Source organism: Clostridium sp. UBA871 (genome assembly GCF_002295255.1).
Taxonomy (GTDB): Bacteria; Bacillota; Clostridia; order Clostridiales; family Clostridiaceae; genus Clostridium_J; species Clostridium_J sulfidigenes.
Map to the genome: position 1 here is coordinate 633271 of NZ_DBFV01000003.1, position 16135 is coordinate 649405.

General features: G+C 29.7%; 18 protein-coding genes. 16 read left to right on the forward strand and 2 right to left on the reverse strand.

Features of this window, described 5'->3' with window-relative positions; all coding sequences use genetic code 11:
* Positions 1-123: 123 nt before the first annotated feature.
* From B3086_RS04745 to galE, 6 genes are all read left to right on the forward strand, one after another.
* Positions 124-903 (forward strand): PHP-associated domain-containing protein, encoded by a 780-nt coding sequence (locus B3086_RS04745; RefSeq protein ID WP_346848876.1) that lies wholly within the window; start codon positions 124-126, stop codon positions 901-903.
* Positions 904-987: 84 nt separating this feature from the next.
* Positions 988-1320: a hypothetical protein gene (locus tag B3086_RS04750; protein ID WP_346848877.1), complete on the forward strand. Its 333-nt coding sequence runs from the start codon at positions 988-990 to the stop codon at positions 1318-1320.
* A gap of 291 nt (positions 1321-1611) precedes the next feature.
* The gene (locus B3086_RS04755) at positions 1612-3381 is read left to right on the forward strand and encodes a sensor domain-containing diguanylate cyclase/phosphohydrolase (RefSeq protein WP_346892882.1); all 1770 of its coding nucleotides are present in this window, start codon (positions 1612-1614) and stop codon (positions 3379-3381) included.
* Between the two features lie 191 nt (positions 3382-3572).
* Positions 3573-4829, forward strand: a complete 1257-nt coding sequence (locus B3086_RS04760; RefSeq protein ID WP_346892884.1) for an MFS transporter — start codon at positions 3573-3575, stop codon at positions 4827-4829.
* 69 nt (positions 4830-4898) lie between these two features.
* Positions 4899-6026, forward strand: a complete 1128-nt coding sequence (locus tag B3086_RS04765; RefSeq protein ID WP_346892886.1) for an ArsR/SmtB family transcription factor — start codon at positions 4899-4901, stop codon at positions 6024-6026.
* 139 nt (positions 6027-6165) lie between these two features.
* On the forward strand, positions 6166-7179 hold the full coding sequence (galE, locus tag B3086_RS04770; RefSeq protein WP_346848881.1) for a UDP-glucose 4-epimerase GalE: 1014 nt from the start codon (positions 6166-6168) through the stop codon (positions 7177-7179).
* Positions 7180-7270: 91 nt separating this feature from the next.
* On the opposite strand, the gene B3086_RS04775 is transcribed toward galE, so the two are convergent.
* Positions 7271-7897, reverse strand: coding sequence for a flavodoxin family protein (locus B3086_RS04775; RefSeq protein ID WP_346848882.1), 627 nt, complete (start codon positions 7895-7897; stop codon positions 7271-7273).
* A gap of 227 nt (positions 7898-8124) precedes the next feature.
* On the opposite strand from B3086_RS04775, the gene B3086_RS04780 reads away from it, so the two are divergent.
* The 9 genes from B3086_RS04780 to B3086_RS04820 all read left to right on the forward strand — a co-directional run bounded on the left by B3086_RS04780 (position 8125) and on the right by B3086_RS04820 (position 13661).
* On the forward strand, positions 8125-9024 hold the full coding sequence (locus B3086_RS04780; RefSeq protein ID WP_346848883.1) for an alpha/beta hydrolase: 900 nt from the start codon (positions 8125-8127) through the stop codon (positions 9022-9024).
* 22 nt (positions 9025-9046) lie between these two features.
* Positions 9047-9220 (forward strand): hypothetical protein, encoded by a 174-nt coding sequence (locus B3086_RS04785; RefSeq protein WP_346848884.1) that lies wholly within the window; start codon positions 9047-9049, stop codon positions 9218-9220.
* Positions 9221-9233: 13 nt separating this feature from the next.
* Complete coding sequence (locus B3086_RS04790; RefSeq protein ID WP_346892888.1) at positions 9234-9734, forward strand: adenylyl-sulfate kinase; 501 nt, start codon at positions 9234-9236, stop codon at positions 9732-9734.
* Positions 9701-10117, forward strand: a complete 417-nt coding sequence (locus B3086_RS04795; protein WP_346892890.1) for a hypothetical protein — start codon at positions 9701-9703, stop codon at positions 10115-10117. Before B3086_RS04790 ends, B3086_RS04795 begins: the two co-directional genes overlap by 34 nt.
* A 52-nt stretch (positions 10118-10169) precedes the next feature.
* Complete coding sequence (locus tag B3086_RS04800) at positions 10170-10859, forward strand: HAD-IA family hydrolase (RefSeq protein ID WP_346848887.1); 690 nt, start codon at positions 10170-10172, stop codon at positions 10857-10859.
* Positions 10860-10921: 62 nt separating this feature from the next.
* Positions 10922-11569: a hypothetical protein gene (locus B3086_RS04805; protein WP_346848888.1), complete on the forward strand. Its 648-nt coding sequence runs from the start codon at positions 10922-10924 to the stop codon at positions 11567-11569.
* A 179-nt stretch (positions 11570-11748) separates the two neighbouring features.
* On the forward strand, positions 11749-12510 hold the full coding sequence (locus B3086_RS04810) for a Nif3-like dinuclear metal center hexameric protein (protein WP_346877878.1): 762 nt from the start codon (positions 11749-11751) through the stop codon (positions 12508-12510).
* A 48-nt stretch (positions 12511-12558) separates the two neighbouring features.
* The gene (locus B3086_RS04815; RefSeq protein WP_150842902.1) at positions 12559-13086 is read left to right on the forward strand and encodes a GrpB family protein; all 528 of its coding nucleotides are present in this window, start codon (positions 12559-12561) and stop codon (positions 13084-13086) included.
* Positions 13087-13118: 32 nt separating this feature from the next.
* On the forward strand, positions 13119-13661 hold the full coding sequence (locus B3086_RS04820) for a GNAT family protein (RefSeq protein ID WP_346848890.1): 543 nt from the start codon (positions 13119-13121) through the stop codon (positions 13659-13661).
* A gap of 249 nt (positions 13662-13910) precedes the next feature.
* On the opposite strand, the gene B3086_RS04825 is transcribed toward B3086_RS04820, so the two are convergent.
* Positions 13911-14246 carry a winged helix-turn-helix transcriptional regulator gene (locus B3086_RS04825; protein ID WP_150842901.1) on the reverse strand — a complete coding sequence of 112 codons (336 nt, stop codon included), beginning with the start codon at positions 14244-14246 and terminating at the stop codon, positions 13911-13913.
* 405 nt (positions 14247-14651) lie between these two features.
* Between B3086_RS04825 and B3086_RS04830 the strand changes: the two genes are divergently transcribed.
* Positions 14652-16133 (forward strand): aldehyde dehydrogenase family protein, encoded by a 1482-nt coding sequence (locus B3086_RS04830; RefSeq protein WP_346879690.1) that lies wholly within the window; start codon positions 14652-14654, stop codon positions 16131-16133.
* Positions 16134-16135 lie beyond the last annotated feature (2 nt).

Genomic DNA, 16135 nt, shown 5'->3' on the forward strand with positions numbered 1-16135 from the left:
AATGGATGAGAAGCAACTCAGATATGGGGAACTTACTGGTGTTATTTCTATATAATGATAAGAAGAGAGAGTTTACAGTTTAGATTCTAGATTTTATCAGTAATTTTAAGAGGAGAAGTTAATATGAACATAGATTTTCATGTCCATGGATTGTTGAGTAAAAGAAAAGATTTTAATGAGAGATTTTTTAATGAGGAAATTGAATATGCAAAGCAAAATAAATTAAATGGAATAATTATGTGTGAACATTTTAATGCTATAAATTTTAAAGAAATATATAAATATCTTAAAGAAAACTATGAATACAAAGATCATAGGTATTTAGTTAAAGGAGTTTCTGTTTTTCCTGCTATGGAAGTGAGCATAAAGGATAAGGGACATGTTGTTTTAGTAGGAAGGAGAGAGGCTATATTAGAGATTCATGAAAGGCTAGAACCTTATATGAATAGAGAAAACTTAGTGGAATTTAAAGAGTTATTAGATTTAGCTGATGAGTATGGATGTTTAAAAATAGGAGCACATCCTTTTAGAAGAGGACATAAGTTATGTAATCATCCTGAAGAACTACTAAAGAGATTAGATGCTATAGATTTAAATGCTAAAGATATATTCAAAAAAGGTGAAAAAGAGGTAAGAAGAGAGTTATATGAATTATCTAGTAAAATAGGAGTTAATGTAATTACAGGTAGTGATAGTCACACTCCATTACAATTGGGTGGGATATATACTAAACTAGATAATCCATGTTATACCATAGAAGAGCTTAGATTAGCTATAACTAGTGAAGGTTATTCTATAAAAATAGAACCCTCCTTAAATTTTAGAGTATACACTTCTAAAATATTAAAAAGATATTTGATTGCTAGAACAGAGTATAACAAAGATATGGAGTTTACTATATAAATAGAGTTCTTAGGGAAGATATTAACTAGAAAGGATTAGTAGGTGAAGTTTATAATGAAAGAGTTTTAAAGAGAGAGGATTAATATGAGGTGTTTTTTGTGTAAAATTAAGAAAAAGAGGAAAAAACAAAAGAAAAGAAATAATAAATATATATCAATAGAAGAAAGATTAAAAGCTGATGAGGAAAAAGAGAAAAGAGAGGAACTGGAAGAAGAAATAAGAGAGAGAGAGGAGTTAACAAGAGAAATTCTAGAAGAATATATTTTAGATATTATAGAAGATGAAGTAGATAAAAGAGGTGGAATTGAAGGGTTAGATGGAGAAACTATAAGTGATATTTTAAGTTACTACATTGCTAATGATCCTAGATTTCAGATTAAATTACAAAAGGAATTACGAAGAAAAGGAAAAAGATAATTAGAGGGCGATATAGAAATTAATAAGCTTCTAATAGGACCAAATAACTTGGAAATAATTTCCTTTGTCCTCTTGGCTGATATACTCATATTAAATAATATAAGATAATTTAATATGAGTATATATTATAAGTTTATATAGATTTATATTAAATAGTGTATAGATCTGAGATTAGATAAATATGGGATGAATAAAAATACATAGTATGACAAGAAAATGTAGATATTATAGGAAGAAAAGTGGTAGAATAAGGTGATGATGAATTATTGGGAATAAATATGGGGGATAAGTATGGGGTTAGCTGAATTGTATTTACAGAATATGCCATGGGCTGCATGGATTGCAGATATAGATAAAAAGATTATTTTTATTAATAAAGCCTGTGAAAAAAGTTATAATTTAAAGCTAGAAGAAGTAAAAGGTAAGACCTATGAAGAAATCTTTCCGAAGAAAGTAGCAAGTATATATAATAAAAGAGTAAGAGAATGTTTAGATAAATTACAATTGTATTCTTATGATGAAACTACTGTAGAAATAGCAGAAGAGTGTTATGTATTTCCAATCACTGATGATAGCGGTAATACTAATGCTATGGGTGGGATTATTGTAAATATTGAAGAAGAAAAAAGAAGAGAAATAGAGCTTCAAAATCAAAAAAGTATTCTTAGGACTATAATAGACTCAATACCAGAGGCTATTTTTTATAAAGATAAAGATTCAAGATATATTGGTTGCAATAAAAATTTTAATGACTATTATAAGCAATTTGGAGTAGATAATGTAATTGGGAAAAATGACTTAGAAGTTTATCCAGATAAGGAAATTGCAGAAAATTTTATTAAAGTAGATAAAGAAATAATGGAGAGTAAAGAAGCAAAATATATTCAAGGGGTTACATTAGATGAAAATGGAAATAGAATTATAGAAGAAAGTTTTAAGGCTCCTGTCATAAATAAAAAAGGTGAGGTTTTGGGAATTGTTGGGCTGGCTAGAAATATTACTAGCCAAAAAAAATTAGAGGATAGGCTTAGATATTTGAGTTATAATGATGCTCTAACAGGAATATATAACAGAACTTATTTTGAAGAAAAGATATGTGAATTAAATAATGAGAAACACCTTCCTTTAGGAATAATTATGGGTGATGTAAATGGATTAAAGCTAGTTAATGATTCATTAGGACATCTAGAAGGCGATAGGCTACTAAAAAGTATATCTAGTGTTCTTAATAAAGCTTGTAGTGATAAAGGCTTTGTTTTTAGATGGGGTGGAGATGAATTTATGATACTTCTGCCAAACTGTGATGAAAGCGGCTGTGAGAGAAGTGTTGAAAAAATAAAAAGTGAATGTAGGAAGTATAAACATAATTACATTGAACTTAGTATTGCTCTTGGTGAAGTGGTTAAGCATTCTGTAGAAGAAGACATTGATAAGTGTATTAAAGAAGTAGAAGAGAGGGTATATAGGCAAAAACTCTTAGAACATAATAGTGTTAGAAGCTCCATGATGAACTCATTAAAAAAGAGTTTGGAAGCTAAGAATATGGAAACAGAAGAGCATACTGAAAGGGTAGAATCCTATGCGTTGGAAATAGGAAAGAGATATGGATTTAAGAGCTCACAAATGGATGAATTAATGATAATAGCTAGACTTCATGATATTGGAAAAATTGCCATTGAGGAAGATATACTTTTAAAACCAGGTCCACTTACAACAAATGAATTTGAAGTGATGAAAACTCATGCAGAAAAGGGATTTAGAATAATCAATGCTTCTAGTGAAATAATGAATGTGGCAAAATGTGTTTTAACTCATCATGAAAAATGGGATGGTAGTGGATATCCTTTAGGCATTGCAGGAGAAGAAATACCGCTTATGGCAAGAATTATTGCTATTGCTGATGCCTATGATGTTATGACTCATGATAGGGTATATAGAAAGGCTATGAATAAAGAAGAGGCTATTAAAGAATTAAAGAGATGTGCAGGTACCCAATTTGATCCAGAACTAGTAGAGCTATTTTTAAAATGTTTAGATAACAATGAAGAAAAAAACAATTAAGAAATAAAGGGTTGAGAAGTAGCAAAACACCTTAATAAAGGGTGATGTTGAATAAATACTTCTTGACCTTTTTATTTTTAATTTATGTTAGATATATATCTAATTGGCATTGACAATTATCTAATATAATCATAAACTAATAATAGGAAGAAAATTTAATAATATATAAATTATGTAAGGGTGGTATAGTTATGGATTTAGCTGTAGAAAAGAAAAAAATAGGATATAAAGACATACTTATGGATAAAAATTTTTGCTTATTTATCATTGGTAATCTTATTTCAAGATTTGGGGATTCTATTGACACCATTGCCTATGGATGGATGGTATATGAAATTACAGGCAGTACTGCGTTAATGGCTTTAATTTTTGGAGTTAATGCTATTCCAACAATATTATTTCAACCTATTGCTGGTGTGTTTGTAGACTATAAAAAGAAAAAAAATGTGGTTGTCCTTTGTAATTTAGGAAGAGCCACTGTAGTAACTATCACAGCATTAATGTTTATATTTGGCATACTTAAGCCATATCATTTATTTATATTTACTTTTATAAATTCTACCTTTGAGTCCTTTGAAGGACCAGCCGCAATAGCAGCTTATCCATTAATTATTGAAAAAGAAAAGTTTGCATATGCAAGAGCTGTACAATCTACTTTATCTAGAATTGTAGAGCTAGTAGGACTTGCTGTGGCAGCTGGAATCATTGCAGTTATTGGTATTGGTGGCGGAATGATTGTTAATGCAGTTAGTTTTTTTCTCTGCGGGATATTTATGGCTATGGTCAGATATAAAGAAGAGATTTTAAAGAAACAACAGCTAAATATGAAGGGGTACTTGGGAGATTTAAAGGATGGATTTATCTATTTAAAGACTAGTAAAATTTTGATGTCAATAACCATATTTGCCGCATTAATTAATTTATTTATGATACCTTTTAACACTTTAGGAGTTGCATATGTAAATGAAGAGTTGTTAAAGGGGCCTGAAGTAGTTGCTATGATTAGCTTTAGCTTAACTTCAGGGATGCTTATTGGTGGTGCTATATATCCTAAAATAGCAGAAAAATTTAAAGGAATTAATTTATTTATAATATCGGGGGTAATCCTAGGAACTGCATATTTATCTCTAGCATTTGTACCTATGATAGGTGTTGATTTAGTCCTTTATGGAACTATCATTTTAGTAGGCTTTTTATTTGGTGCATCTGCTAGTATATTTATGATGATAGTAAATATAACTTTTATGCAAAAAACAGAACAACAATATTTGGGAAGAGCAGCAGGAATACTTAATTCATTATGCATGGCAGCTACACCAGTAGGATCGTTAGTAGTAGGGAGTCTTTGTGTATTCTTAAGCACAGCTCAACTATTCTTAATATTCGGAATAGGTATGGTGGTATTATTCCTATGTCAACGTTATAATAAAAGCATGCAGGAAATTTAAGTGACAATCTAAATATTTGATTTAGTTATTGGAACTTACTCATCTGAAGGACGAGAGAAGGAGTTTCATATGAAATATATAGTAGAGAATAACATTAATTTAATTGAGGAAGTGAAAAATACTCTTTATTTTATAGTTAATGAAGAAAAAATAGTTAACAAGCTGAAGGACAGTTTTAAAAAGTATGGCGAAGATATAGATAAATATATGAATAAGGATTTAAAAAGCTTTTTTAAATTTATCGAAAAATTTAAGACTAGAAATAAGATACCTATGGATAGACTTAAGATATTCTTTAATGATATTAGTGAAGTTCATGAAAAAACACATTGTATAGCTAGTATTTTTGTTAACAACATAACCGAGAAGGAACTAATTGAGGGACGTAGTAGAATTCGCAATTTAGATTCCATGGAACTAAAGGAACTTGCTATGAAGGAAATTCTATGTCAAGATGATTATCTTAGAGATGATTTTCCTGATAAGGATGATTTATCTAGCTTAGATGCAGAAAAAGAATTTATGCCTTATCTTATAGAAAGATGTACTTTAGACAGTGAATCTAAGTGGTGGCTTACGGTTATTTCTCAAAATCCAAAGGAGTATTTAAGCGAACTTATTGATATGATTATAAATTCTATAGATGTATTTAAGGAAGCTTTTAAGGTTATGGAAAAAGAAGTAGAAAAATTTATATATGATCTTAGAGAGTTAATTAAAGAAAACCCTAAATTTATCTCTGATTCCACAGGTATTAAAATCTTTGATCAGTGGGAAGATGATATTTATATCTTTCCAAGTATAATTAGATTTAATTCAGTATCATTTTTATCAACCATAAGCCCTGTTTTTAATAATAAAAGAAGAGAATATATGTACTTTGGATGGAAGTTTTATGAACTTTTGAGTGCTTCTGTAGGAAATGATAATGAGGAAAAAATCCTAATTGATAGATTAAAGTGTCTAAGCGATAAAAGTAAATTTAATATTATAAAGATGCTTAAGAAAAAATCTATGTTTGGGCAAGAAATTGCAGCGGCTCTTTCTCTTACTACAGCTACTGTTTCTTATCACATGAATGCTTTAATTATAGCTAAATTAGTATATATGGAAAAGGTAGATAATAAAATTTTTTATAGTGTAGATAAAGATACTATGAAGGAATTCTTGAAGGTTTTAAATAAAGAGCTTAACTAATAGCTCTTTTTTCTTTAATAATTTTACAATTTGAGATATAATTGTATACGAAGATATTTATCTGAGCATTGTCAATATGGTTAAATGCTATGGTATAAATTAAAATTTGACATAAATAAAGTAGAATGGAGTGTATTACATGGCAGTTTTAGTAACTGGAGGAATGGGCTATATCGGTAGTCATACTACTGTTGAGCTATTAAAAGAGGGGTATGAAGTTGTTATTGTAGATAACTTAAGTAATAGTAAAGAGTTAGTAAAGGGTAGAATTAAGGCGATTACAGGAAAAGAGCCTAAATTCTATAAATATGATGTTTTAAACAAGGAAGATATGGACAAGGTTTTTAGTGAAAATACTATAGATTCAGTAATTCATTTTGCAGGCTTTAAGGCTGTGGGAGAATCTGTGGCTAAGCCCCTAGAGTACTACCACAATAACTTAACTAGCACTTTTGTACTTTTAGAATTAATGAGAAAATATGGAGTTAAAAATTTTGTATTTAGCTCATCAGCTACTGTTTATGGAGATGCAAAAATTATTCCAATTACAGAGGAAGCACCACTATCTGCTACAAATCCATATGGAAGAACAAAGCTAATGTTAGAAGAAATTTTAAGAGATTTATATAGCTCTGATAATTCATGGAATATAGCATTACTTCGTTACTTTAATCCAGTAGGGGCCCATGAAAGTGGAACTATTGGAGAAGATCCATGTGGTATTCCAAATAATTTAATGCCTTTTATTACAAAGGTTGCTATAGGTGAGCTTAAGGAGCTTAGTGTATTTGGGGATGATTATGACACACCAGATGGTACAGGAGTTAGAGATTACATTCACGTAGTAGATTTAGCTAAAGGTCACTTAAAAGCATTAGAAAAATTAAAAACTAATTCAGGTCTTGTAACTTATAATTTAGGAACAGGAAATGGATATAGTGTTCTTGATATAGTTAAGGCATTTTCAGAGGCTAGTGGAAGAGAAATTCCTTATAAAATTACTGCAAGAAGACCTGGTGATATTGCGACCTGTTATTCAGAACCAAGAAAGGCTAATGAAGAGTTAGGCTGGACAGCTGAAAAGGGCATAAAAGAAATGTGTGAAGACTCTTGGAGATGGCAAAGCCAAAATCCAAAAGGATATGAAGAGTAAAGTGAACTTTATATAAATAAATTGAAAGTGCTTGGCAAGACATCTTACATGAAATTAGTAAGATATTTTGAAAAGCACTTTTGTTTTCATTTTATCTTATAAAGTTGGTTCTTAATTTTTCTTCCTTTTTAGGTAAGGATATTCCGGCTTTTTTACCAGTCTCTATAGATTTTAATAGCCAAGCCATATTTTTACCAAGAGTTCTCATTGTTTGCATACCTTCAAGGTCTTGTTTTACTTCTTCTGGAGTATTGCCATGAACCATATTCCAATATTGTGAAGAAACTATTGGCATGTTTGATATAGTAAAGTATTTATTTAATTGGTCAAAGGTAGCAGAGGAACCACCTCTACGACAACTTACAATAGCAGCCCCAGGTTTATATTCAAATCCACTACCTGCATAGAAAAATCTATCCAAAAATGATGTAATCATACCAGAAGCACCAGCATAGTGAACTGGAGAACCAAAGATAAATCCATCAACATCCTTAGCTTTTTCTAAAGCAATATTAACAGTATCATCATTAAAAACGCATTTTTCACTACCACTTTTATAGCAGTAACCGCATCCCATACAGCCTCTAATAGGAGCCTTTCCTACATGGAATATTTCTGATTGTATATTTTCTTTTTCTAGTTCCATTGCTATTTCACATAAAGCAGTATAAGTACATCCTTTTTCATTAGGACTACCGTTTATTAATAAGACTTTCATTTTAAAATTCCCTCCAATACAATATTATCATTAATAAATAAATTATAGCATTATTCATTTTAATGTGTATGATTTATAAAAAGTAAATTAGATTTATTATAATTAATCTTTTTAAGATTTAAAAGAGTAAAAATGTGTAAAAGTTATAGGGATATAGTTAATAATAAGGTATAATAATTATATATTGTAAAAATATACAAAAATAATTAGTCTAAGGAGTTTAGATTATGATTAAGTTAATGGATATCGAGGGAAGAAAGTTAGAATATTTAATTAAAGGAAATAGTAAGAAAACAGTAGTAATTATGCCAGGAATGGGTGGAAGTTTTTATGAATGGATAAATATTATAGATAATATATCCTTATATACAAAAGTCATTGCAATTCATAGAGCTGGTGTTGGAAATAGTGGGCTTAATAGTGAAGGTAGTAATACAATGACAACTGCAAAGGATTTAAATATATTATTAGATAACTTAAATATTAAAGAAAAAGTTATATTGGTAGGACACTCTTATGGCGGACTGTGTGTTCAACACTTTGCAAGAATGTATCCTGAGAAAGTTGATAGTGTAGTACTTGTTGAATCTGCTTCAATGAATAGAGAGGATGGATATGATAAGTTAGAAACTCCAATATCGGATGAAAGTACCTCAGATGAAGTTTACATAAAGTTATGGACAACATATTCTAAGTATAGTAAAGAACAATTAATAGAAGAGGTGAAACCTAAATTATCAGAAGTAGATTTTAAATTACCAATTAATATGAAAAAGGAACTTATGGAGTTTCATGTAAGACCAGAAATATATATAAATCAACTCTCTGAAATAAAAGACTTGAGAAGTAATGTAAAGTATATGAGTAAATATGGTAATTTTCCAGATTGTCCATTAATAGTACTAATTGAAGACCCAGTTTATTCTATAAATGAAATGATTGAAGAAGGAATACCTAAAATAGAAGCAGAAAGAATTGAAAGATTATCACAAGAACTCTCTAGTGGGTTAAAAGAGTTATCCAGTAAGAGTGATGTAAGAGTAGTTAAAAATAGTAATCACTGTATAAATGAAACTCAACCAGATGCAATTATAGATGCAATAAAAGAATTGCTATTTACAAGTTAGATATTATGTAGGAGGCAAAGCATTGGAATACATTTTAATTATATTAATATTATGGGTAATTTATAATATTACAGTTTACATTCCCGAAAAGATAAAAAAGCATGAAGAAAGAATGTTACAACATTTTCAGAAGATTAATTTACGGATGAATAAGCTTGAAGAAATGATAAAAAAGCAAAATAATAATATTATTTAGCGAGGAGTCTTAAATGGAGTGCTTATTAAGGGAATTAAGAAACCAAAAAATTTCTAATAGAATTTATGTTATTGGAATTGATGGATTAGGAGGAGCGGGTAAAAGCACAATAGTTAATTCATTAAAAGTGCAATTACAGAAGGAAAAATATCATACTTATATGTTGCATATTGATGATTTTATACATCGAAAACATATTAGATATGATGAGTCTAAAGAAGAATGGGATTGTTATTACAATATACAGTGGAGATATGATTATTTAGTGAAAGAAATTTTATCACCTGTAAAAAGAGGAGATGGAATATATAAATTAATAGAGTTATATGATAAAGAAAATGATGGATATATTAAACAACAAGTTTTAATAGAACGTGGTACTGTTTTGCTTTTAGAAGGGATATTTCTACAAAGAAAAGAGATAAGAAGGTATTTAGATTTTATAATTTATCTTGATGTACCACAAGAAGTTAGATTAAAGTGTATTCATTTCAGGGAGAAAACACAGATATAAGATTAACAGAAGGGTTAATTATTCTATTTCCTAACAAGCATATAGTTAGTGGCGGCAATATACAGTATATAGGAAGAAAAGAAGAACAAATTGAATCATATTCTGAAAGTATCTATTTAGATAAAGAAGGAGATAAAGATATAGTTTTATCAAAAGCAGTTTCAAATGGATGGGATAATAAAGGAACGTCTTTATCTGGTGAACTTTTGTTGAATAAAAGTATAGGAGAAATTAGTTCACAACAATTATTCAATAAAGAACAGTTGGGTCTTATTAAGAATAATCTTTATTTTAACCTTCAATATTCAACAGTTGATGGAAAAATAGAAAATTCCATAATTATGCTAAATGTAGAAGAATTCAATATGAGGGAAAATAAATAAGTATACACAGAAACAATGAAAATGTTTACTGTGGGCTTGGAGGAAATTTATAATGAATATGAACAACATTAAAGCTATTTTATTTGATTCAGGAAGAACCTTAAATGTACCTAGAACAGGACATTGGTTTATTACACCTAACTTTTTTAATATTATTAATGACACAAGCTTTCAATATACAGAAGATCAATTAAGTGAAGCAATGAATAAAGCCTGTGATCATATTAATAAAATGTTATTAGTAAAAACAGAAGAAGATGAATTTGCGATGTTCAAGGAGTTTTATGAAATAGTACTAAAAGAAATAAAGTATGCGAGTATAAATGAGGAAATAATTAATTCTTTGGCAAGTGATAATGTATATAATGATGATAAATTTTATTTTTTTGATGATGTGGAACCTGGGCTACAAAGATTAAAAGATAAATATATTTTAGGGGTTGTCTCAGATACATGGCCATCCTTAGAAAGAGTATTTATTAATAAGAGTCTAAGAAAATATTTTTCTACATTTGTTATGTCATCAATTTATGGCTCCTATAAAGCTGAAAAGGTACTTTTTAAAATAGCTATTGAAGAAATCGGAGTAAAACCAGAGGAAGTAATTTTTATAGATGATAGTGAATCAAATCTTGTTGCGGCAGAAGATTTTGGTATGATTCCAATTCTAATTGATAGATATGATAGGAATGATATTGAAAGTAAGTACCCTATAATTAAATCTTTAAATGATTTAAATTAGTAGAGGGTTCTATGATTAAACTAATGGCAAGATAATATTTAACTATGGAATGGGGAGCGAAGATGAAGATATTAATAGGACAACCACTACATGAAAATGGGCTTAAGCAGATTAGTAATGAAATAATAAATAATAGGGAAGTTGATATTGTACTATATCCTGAAGGGTATTTGGCTAATGAAGAATTATTAAAGGATGTTTGTAACATTGCAAAAGAATATAGAGTGATGATTATTACGTCTTATAGAATGAATAACAAAGATAGAGCAGTAATAATCAATAATCTTGGAGAGAAAATATTAGAGAGAGCTAAAACACCACCATATGATAATGAGAAATTATATAATCCTTTAGTGGTTAATTATAATAAAATGAATATTGGTTATTTACTATGTATGGAAATTTTGAAAGGTGTTAGAGATTTACAAAGAGTTAATGAAACTATAAACTTTATTGCTCATCCAATTGGTGTAGGAATGTTTAGTGATGAACAATTTCAACAGTGGATAACAGAGGCGAAAAATATTGCTAGAATCTATAAAACCATTGTAATTGGAACAAGTCATGCAGATGGTTCATATAGAAATTGTGATATATCTATTCCTATTTCCTATTGCATAGATAGTAATGGAGAAGAAATATTTATATCTAAAGCTGATACTAGAACTCGAATTGTTGATATAGATAGAAAAAAAGTTAAGACTTTTTAATATGGACATTTTTAGTACCTTTTATAGACAGTGGTTTAACATTTAATTTTATAGGAAATGAAATTTTTAAGACTAGGATAATTGTTTTTGCAATTATTAGTCATTGTTTAACTTGTACAAGTTTCTGTACTACAGTTGAAAATATAACTGAATGCAAGGAAGAAATTGGAGGGAAGTATATGGACGTTTCACATATTGTTGAAAGAATTAATGAACTTTTTAATGTAACAAGTAAGGAAATCTTTTCTAATGAATCTGGGATTACATATCATGCAGGTAAAAAAGTTAAAAAATTAGGATACTGTGTTAACCTAACCCTTGAAACTATAGAGGAAGCAAGAATTCATGGGGTTGATATGATGGTGACACACCACGATGCATGGGATGAAATATATGGATTAAAAGAGGCATGCAGAGAAAAACTAGAAGAGTATGGTATAAGTCATTACTATAATCACTTGCCACTTGATGACTGTAACTTTGGAACAAATGATAGTCTGTTAAAAAAATTGAATTTAGAAAATGTTAAAAGAACCCACCAATGGGAAGGATTATATTTTGGTAGAGTGGCAGAATATGATGAAGAAATTGAGTTTAATGAATTAGTAAAAAAAATTGAAAATCTACTTGAAGAACCAGTTAAATCTTGGAAGTTTAATGACGAAAAAGTGAAGCGGGTAGGTTTAGTCTGTGGTAATGGAGGGCCAACAGATTGCCTTAAGGAAGCAGTCGAAAATAAGTGTGATGTATACATTACAGGTGAATGTAATTTGTATACCATTCAATATGCTCAGTTTAAAGGGATAAATCTTATTATCGGTAGTCATACTTTCACCGAGTTCTTTGGAATTCAAAGTTTAGCATTGAAATTGAATGAGAATATAAAAGAAATTGAAATAGTGAGACTTAATGAAGAGCATTATGAAACAAATATAAAATAAGTAGGGGTAGGGTGTACTACATTAGATGTGTAAAGGAGGTATAAATCTATGTCAATTAGAACAAAAGTTATTGTCATTGAGCCTTATAATGAAAAATGGAAGTTAGAATTTGAAAGAATTAGGGACATGCTAAATTCTTATATTGGAGATTTGGTTTTATCAATTGAACATGTTGGAAGTACTTCAGTGGAAGGGCTCTCTGCAAAACCTATCATCGATATAGATGTGGTTATGGATAGTTATGATAATTTCCCTGAAATAAAGAAGAGGTTAGAAGAAGCTGGATATCATCATGAAGGTAATTTAGGCATTGAAGATAGAGAGGCTTTTAGTTATGTGAAAAATAGATTTATGCCATATCACTTATATGTATGTCCTAAAGATGGTAAAGGATATTTAGAGCATATTGCATTAAGAAATCATCTTAGAACAAATAGAGATGCACGAGAGGATTATGCAGCACTGAAAACAAAGCTAGCTAAAGAATATAGATACGATGCTGATACTTACTGCGAGAGAAAGACAAAATTTATTCAGAAAATCTTAAATAAGACACTATACTCTAATAAGTCTTAGAGTTACTAATTATAAGAAATAGAGGATATGAAATGATAAGATTAGAACTAATTAAAAAAGAAGATTTATATAAAATTGTGGAATGGAATAGGAATAAATCTGCTAATGATCTATTGCAATGGGCTGGACCTTTATATGAGTATCCATTAACCCTTTCTCAAGTAGAAAAGTATTTCTTAGATGAGAAAAATAAGGAAGTGGTAGATACCTATATATATAAGATAATTTCCATTAGTACAGAAGAAATTATAGGAACAGTGGAGCTGCGTGAAATAGATAGAGAAAATAAGATTGCTAGGGTATGTAGATTTTTAATTGGAAAAGAAAAGGAAAGAGGTAGAGGTATAGGTGCTTTGGCATTAAAGGAAATCTTAAGAAGTGGATTTGAAGATAGGGAATTTGAGAAAATAACTCTTGGAGTTTTTGATTTTAATAAGGGTGCAGTTAGATGCTATGAAAAGGTTGGTTTTGTAATAGAAAAATTATTAAAGGATGTAAGAAAGGCTAAGGACGGTTATTGGAGCCTATATGAAATGTCAATTTTAAAATCTAAATGGACAAAAGAAAATAATTAAATGTTGTACCACTCTGCTACCAATATATTGAGATTACACAAATGTTATAAAAAGTGCCCAATGCTAATTAGCATTGGGCACTTTTTATCCGATGACTACCAGCTCTAATACTCCCATCTCTTTAAAGTTGGAGTAAAGAGCTGCTACGTCCCTGGATAACGATTTCTAAGTATCAAAAATACTGATATTAAGAAATCTGTTTATATGTATTTCTTCAATTATTACATAGATTTAAATAGAAAGATCTAACTAATTTAAATCAGTGTTATCTTCATCCTTTTCTTCAGTATTTAATAAACCAGCATCTAAATATTCACTTCCAAAGGAATGCATCATTTCTAGAATAGGTATGATTTCTTTACCAACTTCAGTTAAACTATATTCAACTTTAGGTGGGACTACAGGGTATACTTTTCTAGATATAAGCTTATCTTCTTCTAAACTTCTCAATTGTGAAGTTAGCATTTTTTGAGTTACCTTAGGTAACCTCTTTTTAATATCACTAAATCTCAAGGTACCATAACTTAAATACCATAAAATTAATAATTTCCATTTACCAGATAGAAGATTTTGTACCACCACCATGGGGCACGTAGAGTACTTAGTTCATTGATTCCTCATATGACATTCTTCATGTCTAGGAAATATGCATAGCAAATTCTTATCCATTATATTCACCGTCCTAATAGTATATTTATAATATTATAGTATAAAAAAGTAACTACATATAAAAAAGTCTATAACATACTCTGCATTATACCATGAATTTTATATATGTTAAATTTTAAATCCACTATTTACATTATTATAAGATTTTCTAATATTATTTATTAATATAATAGTATCATTTATGATACTATGTCACAAAAAGTATAGTTAATGAGAATAAAGTGCCTACTTCCTAGAAAGATATTTTGTGATTATAATAAAATTAAATTAAGAGATAGAAAAAATCTAAATCATTATAAGAATGAACAAGGAGGATTTAATATGAATATAAAATTGCAAGAAAAATATCAACTATATATTGATGGTCAATGGAGAGAGGCTTCTGATGGAGGCGTATTGAAAACTTACAATCCTGCTACTGGAGAATTCTTAGCTGAAATAGCAGATGCTACAGAAAAAGATGTAGATGATGCAGTTAAAGCAGCTGAAAGAGCTTTCATAACTTGGGGAAAAACAACAGTTGCTGAAAGAGCAGATGTGTTAAACAAAATTGCAGATACCATTGATGACAATGCAGAGTATTTAGCTACTATTGAAACTATGGATAACGGAAAACCAATTAGAGAAACTACAGGAGCTGATATACCTCTTGCAGCAGATCACTTTAGATATTTTGCTGGAGTTATTCGTTCAGATGAGGGTAGTTCAACAATGCTTGATGAAAATACTTTAAACATAATATTAAGAGAACCAATTGGGATTGTAGGACAAATAGTACCTTGGAACTTCCCATTCTTAATGGCTGCATGGAAGCTTGCTCCAGTATTAGCAGCAGGGGATGTTTCAGTATTTAAACCATCAAGCACAACTTCATTAAGTGTACTTGAGCTTATGAGATTAATAGAGAATATAGTTCCAAAGGGTGTAATTAATATAGTTACAGGCAGAGGATCTAAAAGTGGAGAATACCTACAACATCATAAAGGCCTTAATAAATTAGCCTTCACTGGATCAACAGAAGTAGGTAGGAAAATTGGACTTTCAGCAGCTGAAAATATCATTCCTGCAACTCTAGAACTTGGAGGTAAATCTGCTAATATATTCTTTAAAGATGCAGATTTAGATATAGCTTTAGAAGGACTTCAACTAGGAATTCTGTTTAATCAAGGACAAGTTTGCTCAGCGGGATCTAGAATTTTTGTACAAGAAGATTTTTATGATGAATTTATAGAAAAAGCAGTTAAAGCTTTTGAAAAGGTTAAGGTGGGTAACCCATTAGATAATAATACTCAAATGGGAGCACAAGTAAGTGAGGCTCAACTTAATAAAATTCTTAGCTATGTAGAAATCGGTAAGAAAGAGGGAGCTAAAGTAGCTACAGGTGGAGAAAGATACACTGGAGGCGATGCTGCTAAAGGTTACTTCATGAAACCAACTCTACTTGTTGATGTTACTAATGACATGAGAGTTGCTAGAGAAGAAATCTTTGGACCTGTAGGAGTTGTTATTAAATTCAAGACAATAGATGAAGTAATTGCCATGGCAAATGATAGCGAATACGGTTTAGGTGGAGGAGTATTTACTCGAGACATTAATAAAGCTATACAAGTTGCTAGAGGTATTAGAACAGGACGTGTTTGGGTAAATACTTATAATAGTTTCCCAGCTGGAGCACCATTTGGAGGATATAAGAACTCAGGAATAGGTAGAGAAACTCATAAATCTGTCCTAGATGCTTATACTCAAATGAAGAATATTATGGTTAATTTATCTGAAAAACCAAGTGGAATGTATGTAAAATAGGT

Bases quoted from the DNA above. Each gene is read 5' to 3' on its own strand.
- B3086_RS04745 (WP_346848876.1), top strand. From the start codon at position 124: ATGAACATAGATTTTCATGTCCATGGATTGTTGAGTAAAAGAAAAGAT.
- B3086_RS04750 (WP_346848877.1), top strand. From the start codon at position 988: ATGAGGTGTTTTTTGTGTAAAATTAAGAAAAAGAGGAAAAAACAAAAG.
- B3086_RS04755 (WP_346892882.1), top strand. From the start codon at position 1,612: ATGGGGTTAGCTGAATTGTATTTACAGAATATGCCATGGGCTGCATGG.
- B3086_RS04760 (WP_346892884.1), top strand. From the start codon at position 3,573: ATGGATTTAGCTGTAGAAAAGAAAAAAATAGGATATAAAGACATACTT.
- B3086_RS04765 (WP_346892886.1), top strand. From the start codon at position 4,899: ATGAAATATATAGTAGAGAATAACATTAATTTAATTGAGGAAGTGAAA.
- galE (WP_346848881.1), top strand. From the start codon at position 6,166: ATGGCAGTTTTAGTAACTGGAGGAATGGGCTATATCGGTAGTCATACT.
- B3086_RS04775 (WP_346848882.1), bottom strand. From the start codon at position 7,897: ATGAAAGTCTTATTAATAAACGGTAGTCCTAATGAAAAAGGATGTACT.
- B3086_RS04780 (WP_346848883.1), top strand. From the start codon at position 8,125: ATGATTAAGTTAATGGATATCGAGGGAAGAAAGTTAGAATATTTAATT.
- B3086_RS04790 (WP_346892888.1), top strand. From the start codon at position 9,234: ATGGAGTGCTTATTAAGGGAATTAAGAAACCAAAAAATTTCTAATAGA.
- B3086_RS04800 (WP_346848887.1), top strand. From the start codon at position 10,170: ATGAATATGAACAACATTAAAGCTATTTTATTTGATTCAGGAAGAACC.
- B3086_RS04805 (WP_346848888.1), top strand. From the start codon at position 10,922: ATGAAGATATTAATAGGACAACCACTACATGAAAATGGGCTTAAGCAG.
- B3086_RS04810 (WP_346877878.1), top strand. From the start codon at position 11,749: ATGGACGTTTCACATATTGTTGAAAGAATTAATGAACTTTTTAATGTA.
- B3086_RS04815 (WP_150842902.1), top strand. From the start codon at position 12,559: ATGTCAATTAGAACAAAAGTTATTGTCATTGAGCCTTATAATGAAAAA.
- B3086_RS04820 (WP_346848890.1), top strand. From the start codon at position 13,119: ATGATAAGATTAGAACTAATTAAAAAAGAAGATTTATATAAAATTGTG.
- B3086_RS04825 (WP_150842901.1), bottom strand. From the start codon at position 14,246: ATGGTGGTGGTACAAAATCTTCTATCTGGTAAATGGAAATTATTAATT.
- B3086_RS04830 (WP_346879690.1), top strand. From the start codon at position 14,652: ATGAATATAAAATTGCAAGAAAAATATCAACTATATATTGATGGTCAA.